General features: G+C 70.2%; 18 protein-coding genes. 14 read left to right on the forward strand and 4 right to left on the reverse strand.

Features of this window, described 5'->3' with window-relative positions:
- Nucleotides 1-13: 13 nt before the first annotated feature.
- A complete protein-coding gene (locus GXY35_04765; protein ID NLW93896.1) occupies nucleotides 14-343 on the forward strand; it encodes a DMT family protein in 330 nt (109 codons plus the stop codon).
- A 336-nt stretch (nucleotides 344-679) separates the two neighbouring features.
- Nucleotides 680-952 carry an acylphosphatase gene (locus GXY35_04770; protein ID NLW93897.1) on the forward strand — a complete coding sequence of 91 codons (273 nt, stop codon included), beginning with the start codon at nucleotides 680-682 and terminating at the stop codon, nucleotides 950-952.
- A 22-nt stretch (nucleotides 953-974) separates the two neighbouring features.
- On the opposite strand, the gene GXY35_04775 is transcribed toward GXY35_04770, so the two are convergent.
- Entirely contained in the window at nucleotides 975-1,877 is a 903-nt protein-coding gene (locus tag GXY35_04775) for a diguanylate cyclase (protein NLW93898.1), read from the reverse strand.
- Nucleotides 1,878-2,048: 171 nt separating this feature from the next.
- Between GXY35_04775 and trpS the strand changes: the two genes are divergently transcribed.
- The 12 genes from trpS to GXY35_04835 all read left to right on the forward strand — a co-directional run bounded on the left by trpS (nucleotide 2,049) and on the right by GXY35_04835 (nucleotide 14,571).
- A complete protein-coding gene (trpS, locus tag GXY35_04780; GenBank protein ID NLW93899.1) occupies nucleotides 2,049-3,029 on the forward strand; it encodes a tryptophan--tRNA ligase in 981 nt (326 codons plus the stop codon).
- 62 nt (nucleotides 3,030-3,091) lie between these two features.
- A complete protein-coding gene (locus GXY35_04785) occupies nucleotides 3,092-3,805 on the forward strand; it encodes a segregation/condensation protein A (GenBank protein ID NLW93900.1) in 714 nt (237 codons plus the stop codon).
- A gap of 31 nt (nucleotides 3,806-3,836) precedes the next feature.
- Nucleotides 3,837-4,433: an SMC-Scp complex subunit ScpB gene (gene scpB, locus GXY35_04790; protein ID NLW93901.1), complete on the forward strand. Its 597-nt coding sequence runs from the start codon at nucleotides 3,837-3,839 to the stop codon at nucleotides 4,431-4,433.
- A gap of 62 nt (nucleotides 4,434-4,495) precedes the next feature.
- The gene (gene pheA / locus GXY35_04795) at nucleotides 4,496-5,662 is read left to right on the forward strand and encodes a prephenate dehydratase (protein NLW93902.1); all 1,167 of its coding nucleotides are present in this window, start codon (nucleotides 4,496-4,498) and stop codon (nucleotides 5,660-5,662) included.
- Entirely contained in the window at nucleotides 5,659-6,456 is a 798-nt protein-coding gene (locus GXY35_04800; GenBank protein ID NLW93903.1) for a class I fructose-bisphosphate aldolase family protein, read from the forward strand. Before pheA ends, GXY35_04800 begins: the two co-directional genes overlap by 4 nt.
- 25 nt (nucleotides 6,457-6,481) lie before the next feature.
- Nucleotides 6,482-7,456, forward strand: a complete 975-nt coding sequence (locus GXY35_04805) for a 3-dehydroquinate synthase II (protein ID NLW93904.1) — start codon at nucleotides 6,482-6,484, stop codon at nucleotides 7,454-7,456.
- Nucleotides 7,457-7,473: 17 nt separating this feature from the next.
- Complete coding sequence (locus tag GXY35_04810; GenBank protein ID NLW93905.1) at nucleotides 7,474-8,331, forward strand: prephenate dehydrogenase/arogenate dehydrogenase family protein; 858 nt, start codon at nucleotides 7,474-7,476, stop codon at nucleotides 8,329-8,331.
- Nucleotides 8,332-8,484: 153 nt separating this feature from the next.
- Nucleotides 8,485-9,363: a hypothetical protein gene (locus GXY35_04815; GenBank protein ID NLW93906.1), complete on the forward strand. Its 879-nt coding sequence runs from the start codon at nucleotides 8,485-8,487 to the stop codon at nucleotides 9,361-9,363.
- 1 nt (nucleotide 9,364) lies between these two features.
- On the forward strand, nucleotides 9,365-9,862 hold the full coding sequence (locus GXY35_04820) for a (2Fe-2S)-binding protein (GenBank protein NLW93907.1): 498 nt from the start codon (nucleotides 9,365-9,367) through the stop codon (nucleotides 9,860-9,862).
- A complete protein-coding gene (locus tag GXY35_04825) occupies nucleotides 9,859-12,174 on the forward strand; it encodes a molybdopterin-dependent oxidoreductase (protein NLW93908.1) in 2,316 nt (771 codons plus the stop codon). The genes GXY35_04820 and GXY35_04825 overlap by 4 nt, the downstream gene beginning before the upstream one ends.
- Nucleotides 12,175-12,200: 26 nt before the next feature.
- Nucleotides 12,201-12,437, forward strand: coding sequence for a hypothetical protein (locus GXY35_04830; GenBank protein ID NLW93909.1), 237 nt, complete (start codon nucleotides 12,201-12,203; stop codon nucleotides 12,435-12,437).
- A gap of 52 nt (nucleotides 12,438-12,489) precedes the next feature.
- The gene (locus GXY35_04835) at nucleotides 12,490-14,571 is read left to right on the forward strand and encodes a sulfatase-like hydrolase/transferase (GenBank protein NLW93910.1); all 2,082 of its coding nucleotides are present in this window, start codon (nucleotides 12,490-12,492) and stop codon (nucleotides 14,569-14,571) included.
- A 330-nt stretch (nucleotides 14,572-14,901) separates the two neighbouring features.
- Here GXY35_04835 and GXY35_04840 read toward each other — a convergent pair whose 3' ends face one another.
- The 3 genes from GXY35_04840 to nuoE form a co-directional block, all read right to left on the reverse strand.
- Nucleotides 14,902-18,183 (reverse strand): FAD-dependent oxidoreductase, encoded by a 3,282-nt coding sequence (locus tag GXY35_04840; protein ID NLW93911.1) that lies wholly within the window; start codon nucleotides 18,181-18,183, stop codon nucleotides 14,902-14,904.
- Nucleotides 18,184-18,253: 70 nt separating this feature from the next.
- Nucleotides 18,254-20,038, reverse strand: coding sequence for an NADH-quinone oxidoreductase subunit NuoF (locus GXY35_04845; GenBank protein NLW93912.1), 1,785 nt, complete (start codon nucleotides 20,036-20,038; stop codon nucleotides 18,254-18,256).
- Nucleotides 20,035-20,517: an NADH-quinone oxidoreductase subunit NuoE gene (gene nuoE, locus GXY35_04850; protein ID NLW93913.1), complete on the reverse strand. Its 483-nt coding sequence runs from the start codon at nucleotides 20,515-20,517 to the stop codon at nucleotides 20,035-20,037. Before nuoE ends, GXY35_04845 begins: the two co-directional genes overlap by 4 nt.
- Nucleotides 20,518-20,532: the final 15 nt, after the last annotated feature.

A 20,532-nucleotide genomic window follows, 5' to 3' on the forward strand; every position in this document is an offset into this window, starting at 1 on the left:
TATGTCCGTGCTCGTGAAGACCGTCGTCCTCCTGATGCTCTCCAATATCTTCATGACGTTTGCCTGGTACGCCCATTTGCGGAACCTGAACAACCGGGCCTGGTTCATCGCCGCCCTCCTGAGCTGGGGCGTGGCGCTCTTCGAGTACCTCCTGCAGGTCCCCGCCAACAGGATCGGCTACGGCACGCTTTCCCTGGCGCAGCTCAAGATAGTGCAGGAGGTGATCACGCTCTCCGTCTTCGTCCCGTTCTCCCTCTTCTACATGGGCCAGGAGATGCGGCTCAACTACCTCTGGGCGGGGTGCTGCCTCCTCGGGGCGGTCTTTTTCATCTTCAAGGGGTAGCGGCGGAACACCGCGGCGTCGTTCGCAAAGGGGCTGGCGCCTTGTGCGTCCCCTGGGGGGGGGGGCCGGGATTCCAGGAGATCGCCCCAAGACGCGTGCGACATCCTTTCCTTGCCGTCTCATGGGGCTGGCTCCCCCCCCCTGACCCTCCCTCTGCACCCAGACTCGGGGGAGGGGGATGGGAGGAGGGCGGGGTGATTGTCCCCGGAGGATTCCGGGAATCCCCGAGGATTTCGATTCCGCCGGGGAAAGCCGCGGGGCGGGGGAGCCGATTCTCCTGCTTCTCCTTGCGTCGGCCCCTCGAAGCTGATACAGTCACCGGACGGGGCACGGGCGATGAAGAGGATGCGGATCCGGGTCGGCGGCGTCGTGCAGGGTGTCTGCTTCCGGTACTACGCGGCGCGGGAAGCGGCGCGCGCGGGCGTCTCCGGCTGGGTCCGCAACACCCCCGACGGCCGCGTCGAGGCGGTCGTCGAGGGCGAGGAGCCGGACGTGGACTCCATAACCGGCTGGTTCCGGCACGGGCCCCCCGACGCCGTGGTCGACGAGTTCCACGCGGACGAGGAGCCGTACCGAAACGAATTCGACGGCTTCCGCGTGCTCTCCTGAACAGGGCGCGACGCGGCGCCCCTCAGCGGACCCGGTTCTTCCCGGCGCGCTTGGCGCGGTAGAGCGCCTTGTCCGCCTTGAGCACCAGGACGTCCCTCGTGCGGCCGTCGTCGGGAAACGCGGCCACCCCTATGCTGATGGTCACGGGGGCGGGCATCCGCCTGCCGGCGCGGCTGCGGTGCAGTTCCTCCGTCGCCGCGCGGAGGCGCTCCGCGACGGCGATCGCGCGCTTCTTGTTGGTATGGGAGAGGAGGAGGGCGAACTCCTCCCCCCCGTAGCGCGCGGCGATGTCGCCCGCCCGGATGGACCTGCCGAGAAGGGAGCCCATGGCGCGGAGGGCCTCGTCGCCGGCGAGGTGCCCGTGGGCGTCGTTGTAGTCCTTGAATCCGTCGAGGTCCATGAGGAGCAGGGAGAACGGGTACCCGTACCTCGCCGCCGCGCTGATCCCCCGCGCCAGCGCCTGGTGAAAGTAGCGGTGGTTGTGGATGCGGGTGAGCTCGTCGAAGATGGAGAGCCGCCGGTAATGGTCCTTCATCCGGGCCCCCGCGTAGTACCGGCGGCGCTCGATCGCCCTCCTGATGACGATCTCCGCCCACTCCCCCCGGATCGGCGTCAGGATCGTGTCGTAGGCGCCCTGGACGAGGCAGGAGACGATGGTCCTGAATCGGCCGGGCGTGGCGGTGATGATGATGCACGAGTCCAGTCCCATCTCCCTGATCTCGCGTATCATCTCGACGCCGGGCCGCCCGCCTGGATCGAGGCAGAGGATGACGAGGTCGTGGTAGCGCGCGCCCAACTCAGCCCGCGCTTCGGACCAGGAACGAACCTCCGCCGCCACGAGGCCGATGCGGCGGCAGACCTCCATCAGCGTCTCCGCGGACGTCCCCCGCCTGTCCACGATCAGGGCGCGTTCCCTTCCCGACATCTCCCGCATCCTCCCCCAGATCGCCCGCCGCGGCTTTCCCCGCCGGAGGCACGCCCAAGGATATCATCTGAACGCCCGCGGGGGAAGGCGTATCCGGCGCGCCGCGGCGGGGGAGGCGTTTGACACCGCTCAAACGAACTGATAGACTTCACGATCACAGGGGGGAGAAGGGTGAACACGCGCGTCTTCAGCGGCATACAGCCGACCGGTGTGCTGCACATCGGCAACTACCTCGGCGCGATCAAGACCTGGGTCGCCCTGCTCGACGACCACGAGTGCATCTTCTGCATCGTGGACCAGCACGCGATCACGGTGCCGTACGAGCCCGCGGGGATGCAGGCGCGGATATTCGACGCCGCCGTCGGGTACCTGGCGTGCGGGGTCGATCCGGCGCGGTGCGCGATTTTCGTCCAGTCGGACGTCCCGGAGCACACCGAGCTCGCCTGGTATTTCAACACGGTGACCCCGGTCGCGTACCTCGAGCGGATGACCCAGTACAAGGACAAGTCGGCGCAGTTCCACGAGCAGATCAACATGGGGCTCCTCGGCTACCCGGTGCTCCAGGCGGCGGACATCCTCCTCTACAAGGCCGGGATCGTCCCCGTCGGGGAGGACCAGTCGCAGCACCTCGAGCTCACGCGGGACGTCGCGCGGAAGTTCAACCGTCTCTACGGGGAGACGTTCCCGGAGCCCCGGACGCTGGTCGGAACGGCCCCCCGCGTCGCGGGCCTCGACGGGGCGGCCAAGATGAGCAAGACGCTGGACAACTACATCGCGATCAACGAAACGCCGGAGGAGATCTGGAAAAAGCTCTCGACGGCGGTGACCGATCCCGCCAGGAAGCGCCGCACGGACCCGGGGACCCCCGAGGCGTGCAACATCTTCTCGCTGCACGCGTTCTTCTCGACGCCGGCGCAGCGGGCGCGGGTGGCGGAGGGGTGCCGCACCGCGGGGATCGGCTGTCTCGAGTGCAAACGGCTGCTGGCGGAGAATATCGCGCGGGAGCTCGCGCCGATCCGGGAGCGGTACGAGGCGTTGCGCAACGATCCGGCGGCGGTGCGCCGGGTGCTCGACGAGGGGGCGGAGAGATGCAGGACGATCGCGCGGGAGACGATGCGGGACGTGAAGGGGAGGATGGGGCTCCTCCGCTGAGCGCCGCCGCGGATGCGGACCGGTCCGCCGCGGGGGCGGAGCGCCTCCGCGCGCTGCAGGATATGCGGGACTGCAAGGTGGCGCTCGACGTCTTCGAGGGCCCCCTCGACCTGCTCCTCTACCTGATACGGCGCGAGGAGGTCGACATCCGCGACATCCCGATCGTCACGATCGCCGACCAGTACATCGGCTACCTCGACCTGATGCGGATGCTCGACCTCGACATCGCGAGCGAGTTTCTCGTGATGGCGGCGACGCTGCTGCAGATCAAGTCGCGGATGCTGCTCCCGCCCGAGGAGCGCCCGGTCGAGGAGGCGGTCGAGGAGGAGGACCCTCGCGGCGCGCTCGTCAAGCAGCTCCTCGAGTACAAGCGCTTCAAGGAGGCGGCGGGCTTCCTCTCCTGGAAGGAACAGGAGCAGCAGTCGGTCTTCGCGCGCTACGTGGACCGGACGTTTCTCCCCGGCCCCTCGGACAGCCCGCTCGTGGAGGTGAGCATCTTCGACCTGATCAGCGCCTTCTCGGACGTGCTGAAGCGCTGCACCGGAGACCCGCGGGAGATCGCCGAGGAGCTGTACACGGTGACCGACAAGATCGCCGCCATCACCGCCCTCCTCGGCGTCCGGCCGGTGCTGAAATTCAGCGAGCTGTTCAAGGATGCGCGCATCCGGACGGAGGTGGTGGTGACGTTCCTGGCGCTGCTTGAGCTGATACGGCTCAAGAAGATACAGGCGCACCAGCCTGCGCCGTTCGCGGAGATAGAGATCTGCGCGGCCTGAGGCACGGCAGATCCCAGACGGGAGACGCGAGATGGGGGAAGAGGCGAACAACGTCAAGGCCATCGTGGAGGCGCTGCTCTTCGCCGGCAGCGAGCCGGTCAAGCCGTCCGAGATACGGGAGATCCTCGCCGTCTCGCTTCCGCAGGGCGACGGAACGATACGCGCGCTGATCGAGGAGTTGCGGGACGACTACCGGAAGGGCGGGAGGAGCTTCACCATCGCCGAGATCGCCGGCGGCTACCGTCTCCAGACGCTCCCCGAGTACGGAGACTGGATCTCGCGTCTCCGGGCGGCGCCGTCGCGGCGGAAGCTCTCTGCGCCCGCCCTCGAGACGCTGGCCATCGTCGCCTACCGCCAGCCGATCACGAAGGCCGAGATCGAGGCGATCCGCGGGGTCAACATCGACGGGGTGCTCGAGAACCTGATGGACCGGGGACTGGTCGAGACGAAGGGGCGCAAGCAGGCGATCGGGAAGCCGCACCTGTTCGGGACCACCAAGAGGTTCCTGGAGCATTTCGGGCTCCGCACCATCAAGGATCTTCCGGAGATAGAGGAGCTGAAGCGCGCGATCGCGGCGGAGGCGCCGGCCGGGCCCGCCCCCCCCGCGGAGCGGCAGGGGCTCGCATGATCGGGCGCCGCAACGGGAAGGCGCGGCCTCCCCTGGGGCGCCGGGAGGGACGCGGAGGACGCATGAAGATCGACGATCTGAGGAAGAAGATCGACGCGCTGGACCGCAGGATCGTGGCCCTGATCAATGAGCGGGCCTCCTGCGCTCACGAGATCGGCCGGATCAAGCGCGACACGAACCGGGAGATCTACGCCCCCGAGCGCGAGAAGGCGGTCTACGAGAAGGTGGAGGGGATGAGCGGCGGGCCGCTTCCGGCCGGCTCGCTCCGGGCGATCTACCGCGAGATCATGTCGGCCTCGCTCGCCATCGAGAAGAAGCTGGTGGTCGCCTACCTCGGCCCGGAGGCGACGTTCACGCACCTGGCGGCGAGGAACAAGTTCGGCGGTTCCGTCGACTACGCCCCGGCGGCGAGCATCACGGATATCTTCGGCGAGGTCGAGCGGGGCGCGGCGGACTACGGGGTCGTGCCGATCGAGAACTCCAACGAGGGCGCCGTGACGCACACCCTCGACATGTTCGCGGATTCCCGGGCGAAGATCTGCGCGGAGATCTACCTCGACATCTCGCACTGCCTGATGGCATCCTGCGCGCCGCGGGAGATCACAACAATCTACTCGAAGGCCGAGGTCTTCGGGCAGTGCCGCGCCTGGATCCGGGAGAATTGCCCGTCGGTGGAGCTGATCGACTGTTCCTCGACCGCCCGGGCGGCGGAGCGCGCGGCCGGGGAGCCCGGCGCCGCGGCGATCGCCAGCGAGCTCGCCGCGGAGCTGTACGGGCTGAGGATCGCGGCCCGCGGCATCGAGGACAGCGGCAGAAACGAGACGCGCTTCCTCGTGATCGGCCGCGCCTCCGCGGGGCCGAGCGGGGACGACAAGACCTCCATCCTGGTCTCGATCTCCGACCGGGTGGGGGCGCTCCACCGGATGCTCTACCCGTTCAGGAGGCACGCGATCAACCTGACCAAGATCGAGTCGCGCCCCTCGAAGAGGAAGGCGTGGGAGTACTACTTCTTCATCGATCTGGAGGGGCACGTGGCGCAGAAGAAGGTGGCAGAGGCGCTGCGGGAGCTGGAGCGGCAGTGTCTGTTCGTGGAGCACCTCGGCTCGTACCCGAGGGCGAAACCGCGGCTCCCGTGCGCCTGCGCGGAGGAGACGAAACGGAACCGCCGCCCGCGGCGCGCGGGCAAACCCGGCGGATTGAACCGGAACAGGGCAGGGAGGGTCGGATGATAGGCAAGGCGATACGGCTGGAGCGCACCATCAACCGGGCGAGCAGGCGGACGGTCATCGTCCCGATGGACCACGGGATGACGTTGGGCCCCATCCCCGGGATCGGCGACATCAAGGAGACGATCAACAAGATGGTCGAGGGGGGCGCGAATGCCATCCTGCTCCACAAGGGGATGGTCGAGGCGGGGCACCGCGGCGGGGGGAAGGACGTGGGGCTCATCGTCCACCTCTCGGCGTCCACCTCGCTGAGCCCGTACCCGAACACGAAGGTCCTCGTCTGCACCGTCGAGGAGGCGGTCCGCCTCGGCGCGGACGCGGTGAGCGTGCACGTGAACCTCGGCGACGTGATGGACACGGCGATGATCCGCGACACGGGCGTCATCTCGAAAGCGTGCCGCGAATGGGGGATGCCGCTCGTGGCGATGATGTACACGCGCGGGGAGAAGATCAAAAACCAGTTCGACGTCAAGCATGTGAAGCAGGCCGCCCGCGTCGGTGCGGAGCTCGGCGCCGACATCGTGAAGGTGGTCTACACCGGAAGCCCGGAGACGTTCCGGGAGGTCGTCGAGGGGTGCCCGGTCCCGGTCGTCATCGCGGGCGGGGAGAAGATGGAGACCGACAGGGATCTGCTCGCGATGGTCGAAGGGGCGCTGAAGGCCGGCGCCGCCGGCGTCTCGATCGGCAGGAACGCGTTCCAGCACAAGGACCCGATCCGCATCGTGCAGGCGATCGGCAGGATGACGCACCAGCATTGGGACGCCGAGAAGGCGCTGGAGTTCCTGAAACAGCGATGATCCCCGCCGCATGCACGAGGGTGTCGTGAAGAAGGTCTGGGTCAAGGCGGTTCCGTGGGACGCGGCGGCGGTGGCCGCCGCGATCGAGAGCGGCGCCGACGCCGTGGTCGTGGAGGAGGGGAGGACGGCGGAGGTGAGGAGGCTGGGCCGCATCCAAACCGTCGCGCCCGACGGGGACCTGAGGATCGGCGAGGACGTCGTCGAGGTGGAGATCGGGGGGAAGGCGGACGAGGAGGAGGCGCTGCGGCTGAGCAGAGCCAAGACCGTTGTGGTCCGGTGCGCCGACTGGACGATCATCCCCCTCGAGAACCTCATCGCCCAGACGCGCGGCCTCTTCGCCGAGGTGAAGAACCTCGACGAGGCCCTGACCGCCGTGCGGATCCTCGAGAAGGGGGTGGACGGGATCGTCCTCCATGCCGCCGACCCGGCGCAGATCCGGGAGACGGTCAGGGAGGCGCGCCGGGTCGGCGAGAGGGTCGAGCTCGTGACCGCGCGGGTGACCGGCGTGGAGCGGTGCGGGACGGGGGACCGGGTCTGCGTCGACACCTGCGCGGCCCTGAGGCTGGGGGCGGGGCTGCTCGCCGGGGAGTCAGGCGGCGCGTTGCTCCTCGTCCACTCCCAAAGCGCCGAGCGCGCCTCCGCCGGCCTGTACCCGTTCAGGATCGACGCGGGCGGCGCGCGCGCCTGCGTCTTGTTGCCCGGCGGCGCCACGAAGCCCCTCTCCGAAGTCGCGGCGCACGAGGAGGCGCTCGTCGTCGCCCACGACGGCTCGGCGCAACGGGCGATCATCGGAAGGGTGAGGATCGAGAAGGGGCCGCTGCTGCGGGTGAAGGCCGAGGCGGGCGGGAGGCCCGTGACGCTCATCCTGGATGACGCCGAAACAAGCCGGCTCGTAACACCCGGGGGCGCCGCCGTATCCGTGCGCGGGCTCGAAAAGGGAACCGAGATCCTCGCGCACCTCCGCCCCGCCGCCGCATCGGGATGCGCCGGGGGGCGTTGACCACGGGGGGACGGGGGGTGAAGAAGCTCGCCATCTGCGGTCTCGGCCTCATCGGCGGCTCGATCGGTCTCGCGGCCCGGGAGAGACGGCTCGCCCGCGAGGTCTGCGGCCTGGTGCGGAGGCCCGGTTCCGTCCGCACGGCGACGCGCATGGGCGTTGTCGATGTCGCCACGCGCGACCCCGCCGAGGCGGTCCGGGGGGCGGAGATGGTCGTCCTCGCCGTCACGCTGGGCGCCACCGCCGCGGTCGCGGAACGGGTGCGCCCCCATCTCCCCGCGGGGTGCGTCGTCACCGACGTCGGGAGCTGCAAGCGCCTCGTCATCGGGCGGACGCAGAAGGCCCTCGGCCGGGACGTGCGCTTCGTCGGCGCGCATCCGATCGCGGGCTCGGAACGGAGCGGGATGGAGGCATCCCGCGCGGACCTGTTCGAGGGGGCCCCGTGCATCCTCACGCCGGTCCGCGGCACGGATCCCGCCGCCATGGAGAACACCGCCGCGTTCTGGGAGGCCCTCGGGGCGCGCGTCTGCGTGATGAGCCCCGCGGCGCACGACCGCGTCGTCGCCGCCGTCAGTCACCTGCCACACCTCGTCGCCGCCGCCCTCGTCAACGCCTCCGCCGGGATGCGCGGCGGCGAGAGGCCCGTCCTCGACTACGCGGGGAGCGGTTTCCGCGACACCACGCGGGTCGCCGCGGGCGATCCCGGGATCTGGGCGGAGATCGCGGCGGACAACCCCCGCGAGATCCTGCGCCTCGTCGATCGCGTCGAGCGGCAGCTCTCCCTGTTGAAAACGGCCCTTCGCCGCCGGGACCGCGAAGCCCTCCGCCGGTTTCTCGCCCGGGCCGCCGCCGCGCGCCGCCCGCTCAACGCCGGCTGACCGCCCGCGGGCACACGGCCGTCAGACCCGTCGCCGTGCAATCGGCCCGCACGCAATCAGCCCGCAATCAGCCCGCTTGAACGAGAGGCGCCCGTGTGCTACGCTTCCACATCCGCGCGCGACGTGGCGCTCGTGCAAAGGGGAGGGGATTGCGTGCAGGCGAAGATACGGAAGATCCATTACCCCCGGAACGCCGGGGAACTCAGTGCGCTCTTGAAGAAGGGGAGGGGGAGGGTGGCCCCCGTCGGCGGCGGGATCTCGTTTTCGTTCTCCGTGCCCCCGAAGGTGACCGAGCTCGCCAGTCTCCGCGCGCTCGGCCTCGACGCCGTCGCCGTCGACCGGAACGGACTCAGCCTCGGAACGCTCGTCACCGTGGCGAAGCTGGCGGCCTCGGCGCCCGCGCAAAGGTTCCTCGGCGGTCTCCTCGCGGAGACGGCCGCCAAAATCGCCGCGACGCCCAACCGGAACCTGATCACCGTCGGCGGCAACGCGATACGGCTCTTCATCTGGTCCGACCTGCCCGTCGTCTACGCCGCCGCGGGCGCCGTTTTCACGCTGCGGGGGGAGAACGGCGCGCGCCGCCTCTCCGCCGCCCGCTTCTACGAGTCGCAGCCGGCCCTCCTGCTTCGCCCCTCGGAGTTCCTCGAGAAAATCGCCATCCCCGCGCCGCCGCCCCGCACCGGCGCGGCGTTCGAGAAGTTCAGCGAGACGGAGAACACCTTCGCCCTCGTCTCCGCCGCGGCGGTCGTCACGCTCGACCGCGCGGGACGGTGCCGGTCGGCGCGCCTCGCCCTCGGGGGGCTCCGGCTCCTTCCGCGCGTTTCAGAGAGGGCGGCGGCGGTCCTTGAGGGGCTGGCCCCGTCGCCCGCGCGTATCGGCACGGCGGCCGCGGAGGCGGTGGAGGAGACGGGCGCGATCAAGGACATCAGGGTGAGCGGGGAGTACAAGAAGCGCCTCGCGGCGGTGGTGGGGCGGAGGGCGCTGGAGAGGGCCTTCGCCGCGGCGAGGGGCGGGAAGGGCAAGGGACGCTGAGATGAAGATGGAGTTCTCCATAAACGGGGTCTTGAAGACGGTGGACGCGGAGCCGGGGGAGGTGCTGCTCGACGTCCTCCGGCGCGAAGGGTACAAGGGGGCGAAGTTCGGCTGCGGGCAGGGGTTCTGCGGGGCCTGCACCGTGCTCCTGGACGGGGAACCGGTCAACTCCTGTCTTCTGCTCGCCGGGCTCGTCGAGGGAAGGAAGATCACGACGATCGAGGGGATCGGGAGCGTGGACCGGCTCCACCCGATCCAGGAGGCGTTCCTCGACGCCGGCGCCGTGCAGTGCGGCTACTGCACGCCCGGATTCATCCTCTCCGCCAAGTCGCTCCTCGACAAGGACCCGTCGCCGGACGAGGCGCGCATCCGGGGGGGGCTCGACGGAAACTACTGCCGCTGCACCGGGTACGTGAAGATCGTGAACGCCGTGAAGCTCGCCGCGAGGCGGCTGGCGGCGGGGAAGGGCGGCGCGCGCCGCCGGGGGGCACGCCGATGAGCCGGGAGAGGAACTTCAACGAGGTCAACAAGGACCGCCGCCGCGTGGACGGCATCGGGCTCGTCACCGGGCGGGCCCTCTTCACGGACGACTACGACCTGCCCGGGATGCTCTCGGCCAAGGTGCTGAGGAGCCCGCATCCGCACGCCCGCGTCAGGTCCATCGACGCCTCGCGGGCGCGCCGCCTCCCCGGGGTGAAGGCGGTCCTCACCTGGGAGGACGTCCCGCGCGTCATCGTCACCGAGGCGGGGCAGGGGTGCCCGGAGCCGTCCCCCTACGACAAGTTCATCCTCGACCGCAAGGTCCGCTTCGTCGGCGACGAGGTCGCCGTGGTCGCGGCGGAGACGACGGCGATCGCGGAGGCGGCGCTCCGGCTCATCGAGGTCGACTACGAGCCGCTCCCCGCGATTCTCGACCCGCGCGACTCGATGAAGGAGGGCGCCCCGATCATCCACGACGAGCCGGAATGGCTCATCCCCATCCCGGTCGAGATGGACCCGAAGAAGAACCTCTGCGGACGGGCCGACGTCACCATCGGCGACATGGCCGCGGGCTTCGCGGAGGCGGATTTCGTCGTTGAAAACGAATACGAGAACCACTACGCGCAGCACGTCGCCAACGAGCCGCACATCAGCATCAGCTACCTCGATCCCGACAACCGCCTCGTCATCATCTCCTCCACGCAGGTGCCGTTCCACGTCCGCCGCATCGTGGCGCGCGCCCTCGACCTGCCGGTCAAGCGGATCAGGGTCATCAAGCCGCGCATAGGCGGCGGGTTCGGCTCCAAGCAGGACATCGTCACCGAGCCGCTCGCCGCGGCGCTCGCCCTCGCGACGGGGCGCCCGGTGCGCCTCCAGCTCACCCGCGCGGAGGTCTTCGCCTCCTCGCGCACGAGGCACCAGTGCCTCACGACGCTCAAGACGGGGATCAAACGGGACGGGACGCTCACCGCCGTCGAGATGACCGCCCTCCAGAACGCGGGGCCGTACGGGACGCACGGCCTCACCGTGCTCACGAACACCGGATCGAAGATCCTCCCGCTCTTCCGCTGTCCGAACGTCCGCTTCAACGCCTGGTCGGTCTACACGAACCTCTCCCAGGGCGGGGCGTACCGCGGGTACGGCGGCACGCAGTCGGGCCTCGCCGTGAACATCCAGATGGACGAGATGGCCCGTCTCATCGCACTGGACCCTCCCGACCTGTACCGCAGACTCCACATCCGGGAGGGGGAGGGGTCGCCGGTCTTCGCCGCGCTGGGGGAGGGGGCCGAGGGGCATCCGATGACCATCAACTCCTGCGGGCTCTCGGACTGCATCGACATCGTCGTGCGCGAGAGCGGCTGGGCGCACAAACGCGGGAGGCCCGGGACGGGCCGCCTGCGGCGCGGCCTCGGGATGGCGGTGATGATGCAGGGATCCTCCATCCCGAAGATCGACATGGCGTCCTGCTCGATCAAGATGAACGAGGACGGCTCGTTCAACCTCCTCTGCGGGGCGACCGACATCGGGACCGGCTCCGACACGATGATGGCCAAGATCGCGGCCGAGGTGCTCGGCGTGGGAATCGGCGACGTCATCGTCTACTCCTCGGACACCGACCTCACCCCGTTCGACGTCGGGGCCTACGCCTCCTCCACCACCTACCTCTCCGGGATGTCCGCGAAACGGTGCGCGGAGCAGGTGGCCGCGCAGATCCGCGTCGTGGCGGCGGAGCTGCTCGGCGAGGCGGCGGAGGGGATACGGCTCGAGGGGGGGGAGGCGGTCGGGACGAAGGGCGCGGTGACGCTCGCCCGCGTCGGGGCGCGCGCGCTCTACGAGCACGACCAGCACCAGATCGCCGCCTTCGCCTCGGCGTTCTCCGACCAGTCCCCGCCGCCGTTCGCGGCGCACGTCGCAGAGGTCGAGGTGGACACCGAGACCGGGAAGGTGCGGGTCGTGCGCTACGTCACCGCGACCGACTGCGGGGTCGCCATAAACCCGCTCCTGGCCGAGGGACAGGTCGAGGGCGCCCTCCTGAACGGGATCAGCTATGCCCTCTCCGAGCGCTACATCTACGACGGCAACGGCCGCCTGCTGAATCCGTCCTTCGGCACCTACGGCGTCTGGTTCACCCGCGACCTGCCCGAGATACGCACCTTCCTCGTCCCCACCTACGAGCCCACCGGTCCGTTCGGCGCCAAGTCGATCGCGGAGGTGAACATCAACGGCCCGATGCCCGCCATCTCCAACGCCATCTTCGACGCCGTCGGCCTCCGCCTCCGCACGCCACCCTATACCCCCGAAAAGGTCTTCATGGCGCTGCACCGCCGCTGATTCAGGCCCGACGCGAGGAGGGATCGGTGAAGATCTCGCTGGAGATGCTCGGGGCGATGAGGAAGCCGCTGGGGCAGGGGCCGGTCGACGTCGAGATCCGGGAGAAGACGACCGTCGGGCAGCTGATGGTCGAAACGCTCGGCTATTCCCCCTCCCACGTGGATCTGCTCGTCTACTACATCGACGGGGACAAGGCGAGCCCTTCCTCCGTGCTCTCCCCGGGCTGCCGCCTCAAGGTCCTGATGATCATCGGCGGAGGGTAACGCAGGGCGCCCCGCGAGGTCCGACCTGGAAAGCGCGAAGATGAGTTCCCCCGTGGCACCGGTATCCCTCCGCGCGCTTCTGCGCGCAGGCCTTTTCGCGGCGACGATCCTCTGGCTCGCCGACCTCGCGATCATGCTGCGGAGCAGTCGGATCCTCCCGCACCCGCTCTATCCTGCCGGCGCTCTCGCGGTCCTGCTTCTCTGCGGGCTCATACTCGCGTGCGTGGAGTGGGCGCTGTTGAATATCCCCCTTCTGTGCGCGCGCAGATTGAACCTCTCCCGTGCGCGGGCCGGCATTGTCTTCAGCGGCGCAGTCGTGGGATGTGTCTCACTTCTTCTTGTCGCGCCCGTCTCCCTGACGTTGTTGGCCGGCCCCAGGATCTCGAGATGGTGGACCGGTCCGCGCTGGATCGCCCCGGCGGTTCTTGGGGCCATGATCGGGGGGGTCGTCGCCTGGGGGCTTGCGTGCAGGCAGCGATGGAATGCCCCGGGGGCACAGGCCTTCTCCTTCGGTCGCCTGGGCATCTCTGTTGCGCTCTGCGCGGCGGGCGGCGCGATACTCTACTGCGATCTGTTTGTCTATCCCGACCTGTATCAGTATCTTCATATGACCGCAGCGCTGGGCGCATTCGTGGTGCTGCAGGCTCTCCATCTGACCGTCGAACCGGTGCGCGGGGCCGTGGCGAGACGGCTTCGGCGGGTCCGTCCCCTCCCGGTGGGGCGGTTGGCGATCCTTATCCTGCTGTCTCAGTGCGCGGTATTCCCTCTGTTCCTGCGCGGCAATTCGCAACGCGTCTTTGCCTGGGGCAAGCCGTACTATCACCGCAAGGCGGCGCAGGCGATCCGTCGTGTCTGGGACATCGACAGAGACGGATTCTCGCCCGTGCTCGGCGGGGGGGATCCCGATGATCTGGACCCGCGGAGGGTGCCTTTGGGCATGGGCGCCGGAGCGGGCGCGGGACAATTTCACCACCGCACGGCGGTTCCGAGGGATCCGCCGTTGCAGAAACGGATACAAGAGTTGACGGAAAAGACCTCCCGCTACAACATGCTCTTCATCTCCGTGGATGCGATGCGCGCAGACAGACTGATCGACGAGACGACGGCACGGAAGATCATCCCCTGCATGGCGGCGCTCAGGGACCGATCCGTGTTTTTTACCCGGTGTTTCGCCGCCGCCTCGTTCACCCCCATCTCGATCCCCCGGCTGATGGCGTCCCGTTTTGACCCCTGGGAGGGGGACGCGCCGCATCCCTCTCTCGCGGAGAGGTTGAAAGACGCGGGCTATTCCACGGTGGCCATACTCAATCCGGCGATGGGGGGGGGCAAGAGGATCGGGTACCTGCATCGCGGGTTCGAGCATCTGCGGTTGACCGAGCGGGGGAGATTCGACAAACACTGGACCGGCGGCCTCATGGACGGCGATATAAGCGCGGCGGCGGTCAAGGAGATCGACGCGCACAGAAACGAGAAATTCTTCATCTGGGTCCATCTCATGGACCTCCACGAGTGGCCGTATCTCGACCGGTCCGTGTATGGGACCTCCATGGCCGCGCGGGACAAATACGACTACCTGCTCTCCCGGGCGGACGCCGAGGTATGCCGGATACTCGGCGCGTTGAAGGCCAACGGGATCGACACGACCACGACCGTCGTCCTTTTCTCGGACCATGGGCAGGGGCTCGGCGAGCACGGCGTGATGACGCATACCCAGTATGTGTACCATTCCCTGATTCATGTGCCGCTCGCGGTGCATATCCCCGGGGTCGAACCCGTCTGCGTGGCGCAGAACGTCAGTCTCCTGGATCTGGCTCCGACCGCACTGGAATTGGCGGGGGTGCCTCCCCCGGACGATCTCGAGGGGATCAGTCTCGTGCCTGCCGTTGCGGGGGGGGCTCTGCCCGCATGCCGCCCGATAGTCTCGGTGGACGCGAAACAGCGATCGGTCATCGTCGGGCCATGGAAGCTGATCGTGACGGTTGCCGCGGGTGCGGTCGAGCTGTTTAATCTGGATGAGGATCCGGCGGAACGTAACGATCTGTCGGGGGAGCTGTCGCTGCAACGCATCAAGGAGGCAATGCTCTCCGAGCTGGCACGCTACGCGGATCTGCGCGTGGTGGGACCCGACCGTTGATCGACAACGGATGCCCTGCGCGACGACGGCGGTTCGAGCGAGACGCGGGCGGCCCTCCCTCCGCGCCGGCCGGATCGGGCCGCGGGCCGGCGCCCGACGGTGCGTGCCGGAGGCAGAGGCGGGCGCGCGCGAAGACCGCCAGAACCCGTTTCCGCGCGCCACGGCGGAGGGCCCTGCCAGGGGCTGGTCACGGCGATCGTCGGCGGAGGGCAACGCGGTTTGATTCCGCAGGGCGCCGTGAAGCCGGGCCGCCGGGGGCCAGCGGCGGCACCCTCCGCGGCGCCGGCCCGCCGATTCCGCCTCGAGGCGCCGACGATATCCGGCGACGGATCAGCCGGCCGCGGGGGCGTGAGCGAAGAGGAGGCGCCAGATCTCGGCGTTGGTGTAGCCGCAGAGCGGGGGGAGAACGGGGCGGACGGGCAGCGCCGTCCCGTCGCAGCGGGTGAACGTCCCGCGGCTCTCCGCCCAGGAGGCCGCGGGGAGAAGCAGGTGCGCGCGGCGGGTGAGCGGGGAACGCTCGAGCGCCTGCATCAGCACGAACGGGACGCCGCGGAGGGCCTTGGCGAGTTCCCGGTCTTCGTCGGGAACGGCCCCCCCGAGGAAGAGCGCCGCGCGGATCCGCCCCCGCCGCATCGCCGCCAGCAGCGCCGCGCGGCCCATTCCGGGCCGCGGCGGAACGCGGATGCCCGACTCCCTTTCGACGAGGCGCCGCGCGCGGGGGGCCGCGATGGGCCTCTGCCCCGGGAGGACGAACGGCGACACCCCGGCATCGAGGAGTCCCTGGCCGTTCGCCTCCGCGCAGAGCGACACGATCCCGGCGCCCGTCCGCGCCGCGAGCCGGTGCAGCGCCCGCAGCGTCGCGGCGGGGAGGGCGTCGCGGGTGAAGACGATCGCGGGACGCTTCGCGCCGCGGAATAACGAGGCGAGCCGCGCGCCGTACGCGGCGAAGCGGTCCGGCGGCACGCGGACGTTCTCCGCCGCGATCCGATCGAGCTTCGTCTGTTCCCTCCCGACGACGATGATCCGCGCCGCACGCCTCCTCGCCGCGACGACGGAGAGGGCGGCGACGCGGTTCGAGTCGACGAGGGAGGCCCCCACCACGGCGATGGCGTCGCTCTTCTCGATCTCGACGGGGCCCCACGGCGAGACGACGCGCCCGAGTTCGCGGAACAGCTGCGGCGTGAAGATCGCCCCCGCGGCGGGGTAGAGGTTGTTCGTGTTCAGGACCGCGCGGGCAAGGCGCTGGGCCTCGAACGCCTCCTCGTTGGTGATGCGCGGGGAGACGAAAACGGCGATGCGCCGCGGTTCCACCCCGCCCAGTCCCGCGCGCGCCGCCTCCGCCGCCTCGCGCCACGCCGCCGGGCGGGAAGATGCGCCGCGCCCGAGGAATGGGGAGAGGATCCTCTCCCCGCTTGAGAGCCCGCCGCAGCCGAACCGCCCCTTCTCGCAAAGGTTTTCGTCGTCCGCGGGCCGGACCGAGTCGATCAGGTTCCCCGCGGTGCGCACCGCCACGCGGCAGCCGTCGCCGCACCGCCCGCACGTCGTCTCCGTCGGCGCCGACGGCGCCGGAACGCGGACGGCGGCGCGCCGCGCCACGAGCGCGCCGGTCGGGCAGGCGGTCAGGCACTGCCCGCAGGTCTCGCAGTCCGTATCCTGGAGCGGGCCGTCGAACGGCGGGGCGACCTGCATCCCCAGCCCCCTCCCGACGTACCCCCACGCGCCGATCCCCTGCACCTCGATGCAGACGCGGATGCAGCGCGCGCACTTGATGCACTTGTCGGGATCGCGCACGATCCACGGGTGGCGGTCGTCGATCTGCCAGCGCTTGGGGGGGGAGCCGAAGCGGTTCTGCTCGACCCCGTAGTCGCGCGCGAGGTCGCGCAGGGTGCAGTCGTCCGCCCGTTCGCAGCCGCACGAAAGGCAGCGGTACGCCTCGCGGACCGCGTCCTCCTCCGGGGCGGTCGCCTCCACCTCGCGAAAATCCGCCGTCCTTTCGCGCGCGCCGGGGCGGCAGACGCCCATCCTGCCGACCCGCGGCTCGTCGGCGTAGTCGCCTGGATCGACCTCCTCGTTGTTCCTCCTCGCGGGGCTGCGCAGCGGGGGGAGGGCGGCGGCGGCGCCGGTGCGGAGCCACGCGTCGATCGCGAACGCGGCCCTGCGCCCCGCGGCGACGGCGGCGATGGCGATGTCGGGGCCGGTGACGCAGTCCCCGGCGGCGAAGACGCCCGGAAGCCCGGTCTCGAACGTGCCCGCGTCGGCCGGGACGAGACCGCTCGCGGCGGGGGCGATCTCCGAGCCGTCCAGCACGGAGGCGTCGACCGACTGGCCGATGGCCATCACGACGCGGTCGGCCGCGAGGGTGTGGACCCCCCCCTCGACGGGGACCGGCCTCCGCCGGCCGCTCTCGTCGGGGGGGCCGAGCGCCATCCGCCGGCAGTCGATCTCGAGGCGCCCGCCCGCCTGCCTGATGGCGATGGGGAGGGTGAGGAACCGGAGCTCGACCCCCTCCTCCTCGGCCGCGGCGATCTCGCCGGGCGTGGCGGGCATCTCCTCGCGGGAACGGCGGTAGGCGATCGTCACGCGGCGCGCCCCGAGGCGCCGCGCCGTCCGCGCCGCGTCGATCGCCGTGTCGCCGCCGCCGACCACGACGACCTCGTCACCGAGCGCCGGCGAAGCGCCTCCCGCGACCGCGGCGAGGAGATCGACGCCGCCGAGGACGCCGGGGAGCGCCTCGCCGGGGATGCCCATCGGGCGGCTGCGCTGGGCGCCCGCGGCGACGAGGACCGCGTCGTAGCCGCCGGCGAGGAGAAGGCGGATGCCGTGTTCCGCTCCGACGCGGACCCCGCACCGGATCTCCGCGCCGAGGCGCCGGATTGCGTCGATCTCGGCGTCGAGCACCGCCTTGGGGAGGCGGTACTCGGGGATCCCGTAGCGGAGCATGCCCCCCGGCATCGGCCTCGCCTCGAAAATCGTGACGCCGTGCCCCTCGAGGAGGAGGAACCAGGCGGCGGAGAGGCCGGCCGGGCCCGAGCCGACCACGGCCACCCGCCTCCCGGTCGAGGGCTTCGTGGAGGGGAGGGGCTCCTCCTCCGCCCGTTCCGCGACGAAGCGCTTGAGCGCGCAGATGGAGGCGGGCTCGTCGACGATGCTTCGCCGGCACGCGTCCTCGCACGGGTGGGGGCAGATCCTCCCGATCGTCGCGGGCAGCGGGACCGTTTCGCGGACGAGGGCCAGCGCGTCGCCGTAGCGCCGTTGGGAGATGAACCCGAGGTAGCCGCGGGCGTCGCAGCCGGCGGGGCAGGCGAGACGGCAGGGGGGGACGCAGTCGCCGCAATGGTCGGAGAGGAGGAGCTCGAGGCAGAGGCGGCGCGCGGCGCGGATCTCGTCGTCGAGGGTGACGACCTCCATCCCCTCGACGGCGGGGGTGGAGCAGGCGGGGCGGAAGCGCCGCTCCCCCTTCACCTTGACGACGCAGATCCAGCAGGAGGCGTACGGCTCGAGCTTGCGGTCATGGCAGAGCGTGGGGATATGGACCCCCGCGCGCCTCGCGGCGTCGAGGATCGTCTCCCCCCGGCGCGCCGTTACCCCGCGTCCGTCGATCGTAAGGTGCATCGCGTCCCCGTTCTGAAATTTGAGATCTCAAATCTGAGATCCGAAATTCGAAACCCGAGATCGATACGCGTCACTCCGCCGCCACCGCCCCAAATTTGCACGCCTCGACGCAGAGACCGCACCGCGTGCAACGCGCCGGGTCTATCCGGTGCAACCTCTTCGGTTCCCCCTCGATCGCCTTGGCCGGGCACAAGCGGAGGCACGCCCCGCAGCCGATGCACGTTTCGGCGGATATCTCGTAGCGGATGAGCGCCTTGCAGCGCTTCGCCGGGCAGCGCCGGTCACGGATGTGCGCCTCGTACTCCGAACGGAAGAAGCGGAGCGTCGTGAGCACCGGATTCGGGGCCGTCTGCCCGAGGCCGCAGAGGGATGCGGTCTTCACCTTCCCCGCGAGCTCCTCGAGAAGGTCGAGGTCCTCCATCCGCCCCGTCCCCCCCGCGATCCGATTGAGGATCTCGAGCATCCGTTTCGTCCCGATGCGGCAGAAGGTGCATTTCCCGCACGACTCCGCCTGCGTGAACGACAGGAAGTAGCGGGCGATCTCCACCATGCAGCTGGACTCGTCGAGGACGATCATGCCGCCGGAGCCCATGATGGCCCCGCTCTCCTGCAGCGACTCGTAGTCCACCGGCGTGTCGAAGAGCGCCTCCGGCAGACATCCGCCCGACGGGCCGCCGATCTGGATCGCCTTGACCGGCCGCCCCCCCGGCGCGCCGCCGCCGATGCCGAAGACGATCTCCCGCAGCGTGGTCCCCATCGGGACCTCGACCAGCCCGCCCCGGTTCACCTTCCCGGCGAGGGCGAAGACCTTCGTCCCCCGGCTCCCCGCCGTGCCGACGGCGGCGTACGCGGCGGCGCCGTGCCGGACGATCCAGGGGACGGCGGCGAGCGTCTCGACGTTGTTGATGCAGGTCGGCTTCCCCCAGAGGCCCCGCTCCGGGGGGAACGGCGGCCGGAGGCGCGGCATCCCGCGTTCGCCCTGGATGGATCGTATGAGCGCGGTCTCCTCCCCGCAGACGAACGCCCCCGCCCCCTCCATCAGGGAGACGGTGAAATCGAAACCGGATCCGAGGATGTCGGCGCCGAGGAAGCCGCGCCGCTCGGCCTGCCGCACGGCGATGGCGAGCCGCTTCACCGCGAGCGGGTACTCCGCGCGCACGTAGACGATTCCGCGGGAGGCCCCGATCGCGTAGGCGGCGATCGCCATCCCCTCGAGGACCGTGTGCGGGTCGCTTTCGAGAACGCTCCGGTCCATGAACGCCCCCGGGTCCCCCTCGTCCGCGTTGCAGATGAGGTACTTCTCCGTCCCCGGGGCGTTGCGCGCGGCACGCCACTTTTTCGCCGTCGGGAATCCCGCGCCGCCGCGCCCGCGGAGGCCCGACTCCTCGACGAGATGGATGAGGTCGTCCGGACGGATCGTTTCGAGGGCGGCGGCGAGACCGGCGTAGCCGCCCCGCCGGATCGAGTCGCCGATCTTCTCGGGATCGACGAACCCGCAGTTCGCCAGGACGATTTTGCGCTGCCCCGCGAAGTAGGGGAGGGACCGAAGGTCGCTCCCCTCCGGCAGCACGAGCCATTCCCCGACCGGGACGCCGTTGGCAAGGTGCTCGTGGGCGATGCGGGGGACGCGGTCCGCGGTCAGGTCGCCGTAGAGGAACGTTCCCCCGCCCGCCGGGGCGACCTCGGCGAGCACCTCGCGGTGGCACATCCCGACGCAGCCGGTGATCTCGACCGCGGCGTCGAGGCCGCGCGCCACGATCTCCCGGCGGAAGGCGTTGGCAACCGCCTCGGCTCCGGCGGCGATGCCGCAGGAGCTCAACCCCACGGTGATCTTGAACCGCACCCGGGGCTTCATCGGCACTTCTCGATCAACGCGGGAAGTTTGGCGGGGGAGAGCTTCCCGTGGACGGCGTCGTCCAGCATCACGACGGGGGAGAGGCTGCAGCAGCCCAGGCACGCGGCGTCGCGAACGGTGAGGCGCCCGTCGGGGGTCGTCTCGCCGGCCTTCACGCCCAACAAACGCTCGACCGCCTCCGAGATCTTCTCCGCGCCCGCGACATGGCACGCAGTGCCGTGGCAGACGGTGAGCAGGTGCCTCCCCGCGGGTTTCAGACGGAACTGCCCGTAGAAGGTCGCGACCCCGTAGACCTCCGCGGCCGAAATCCTCCGCGCCCGGGCGATGCGCCGCATCGCGGCGGCCGGGAGGAAGCCGAAGATCCCCTGTGCCTGCTGGAGAAGCGGGATCAGGGCCCCGGGACGCTTCCCGAGGGTGGCGAGAAGGCGCCTGAAGCGGCGCTCCCGCACCGCGGCGTCGCGCTGCCGAATCGTGTGCATCGCCGGACTCTCCCC

Source organism: Chlamydiota bacterium (genome assembly GCA_012729785.1).
GTDB lineage: Bacteria > Auribacterota > Tritonobacteria > UBA1439 > UBA1439 > UBA1439.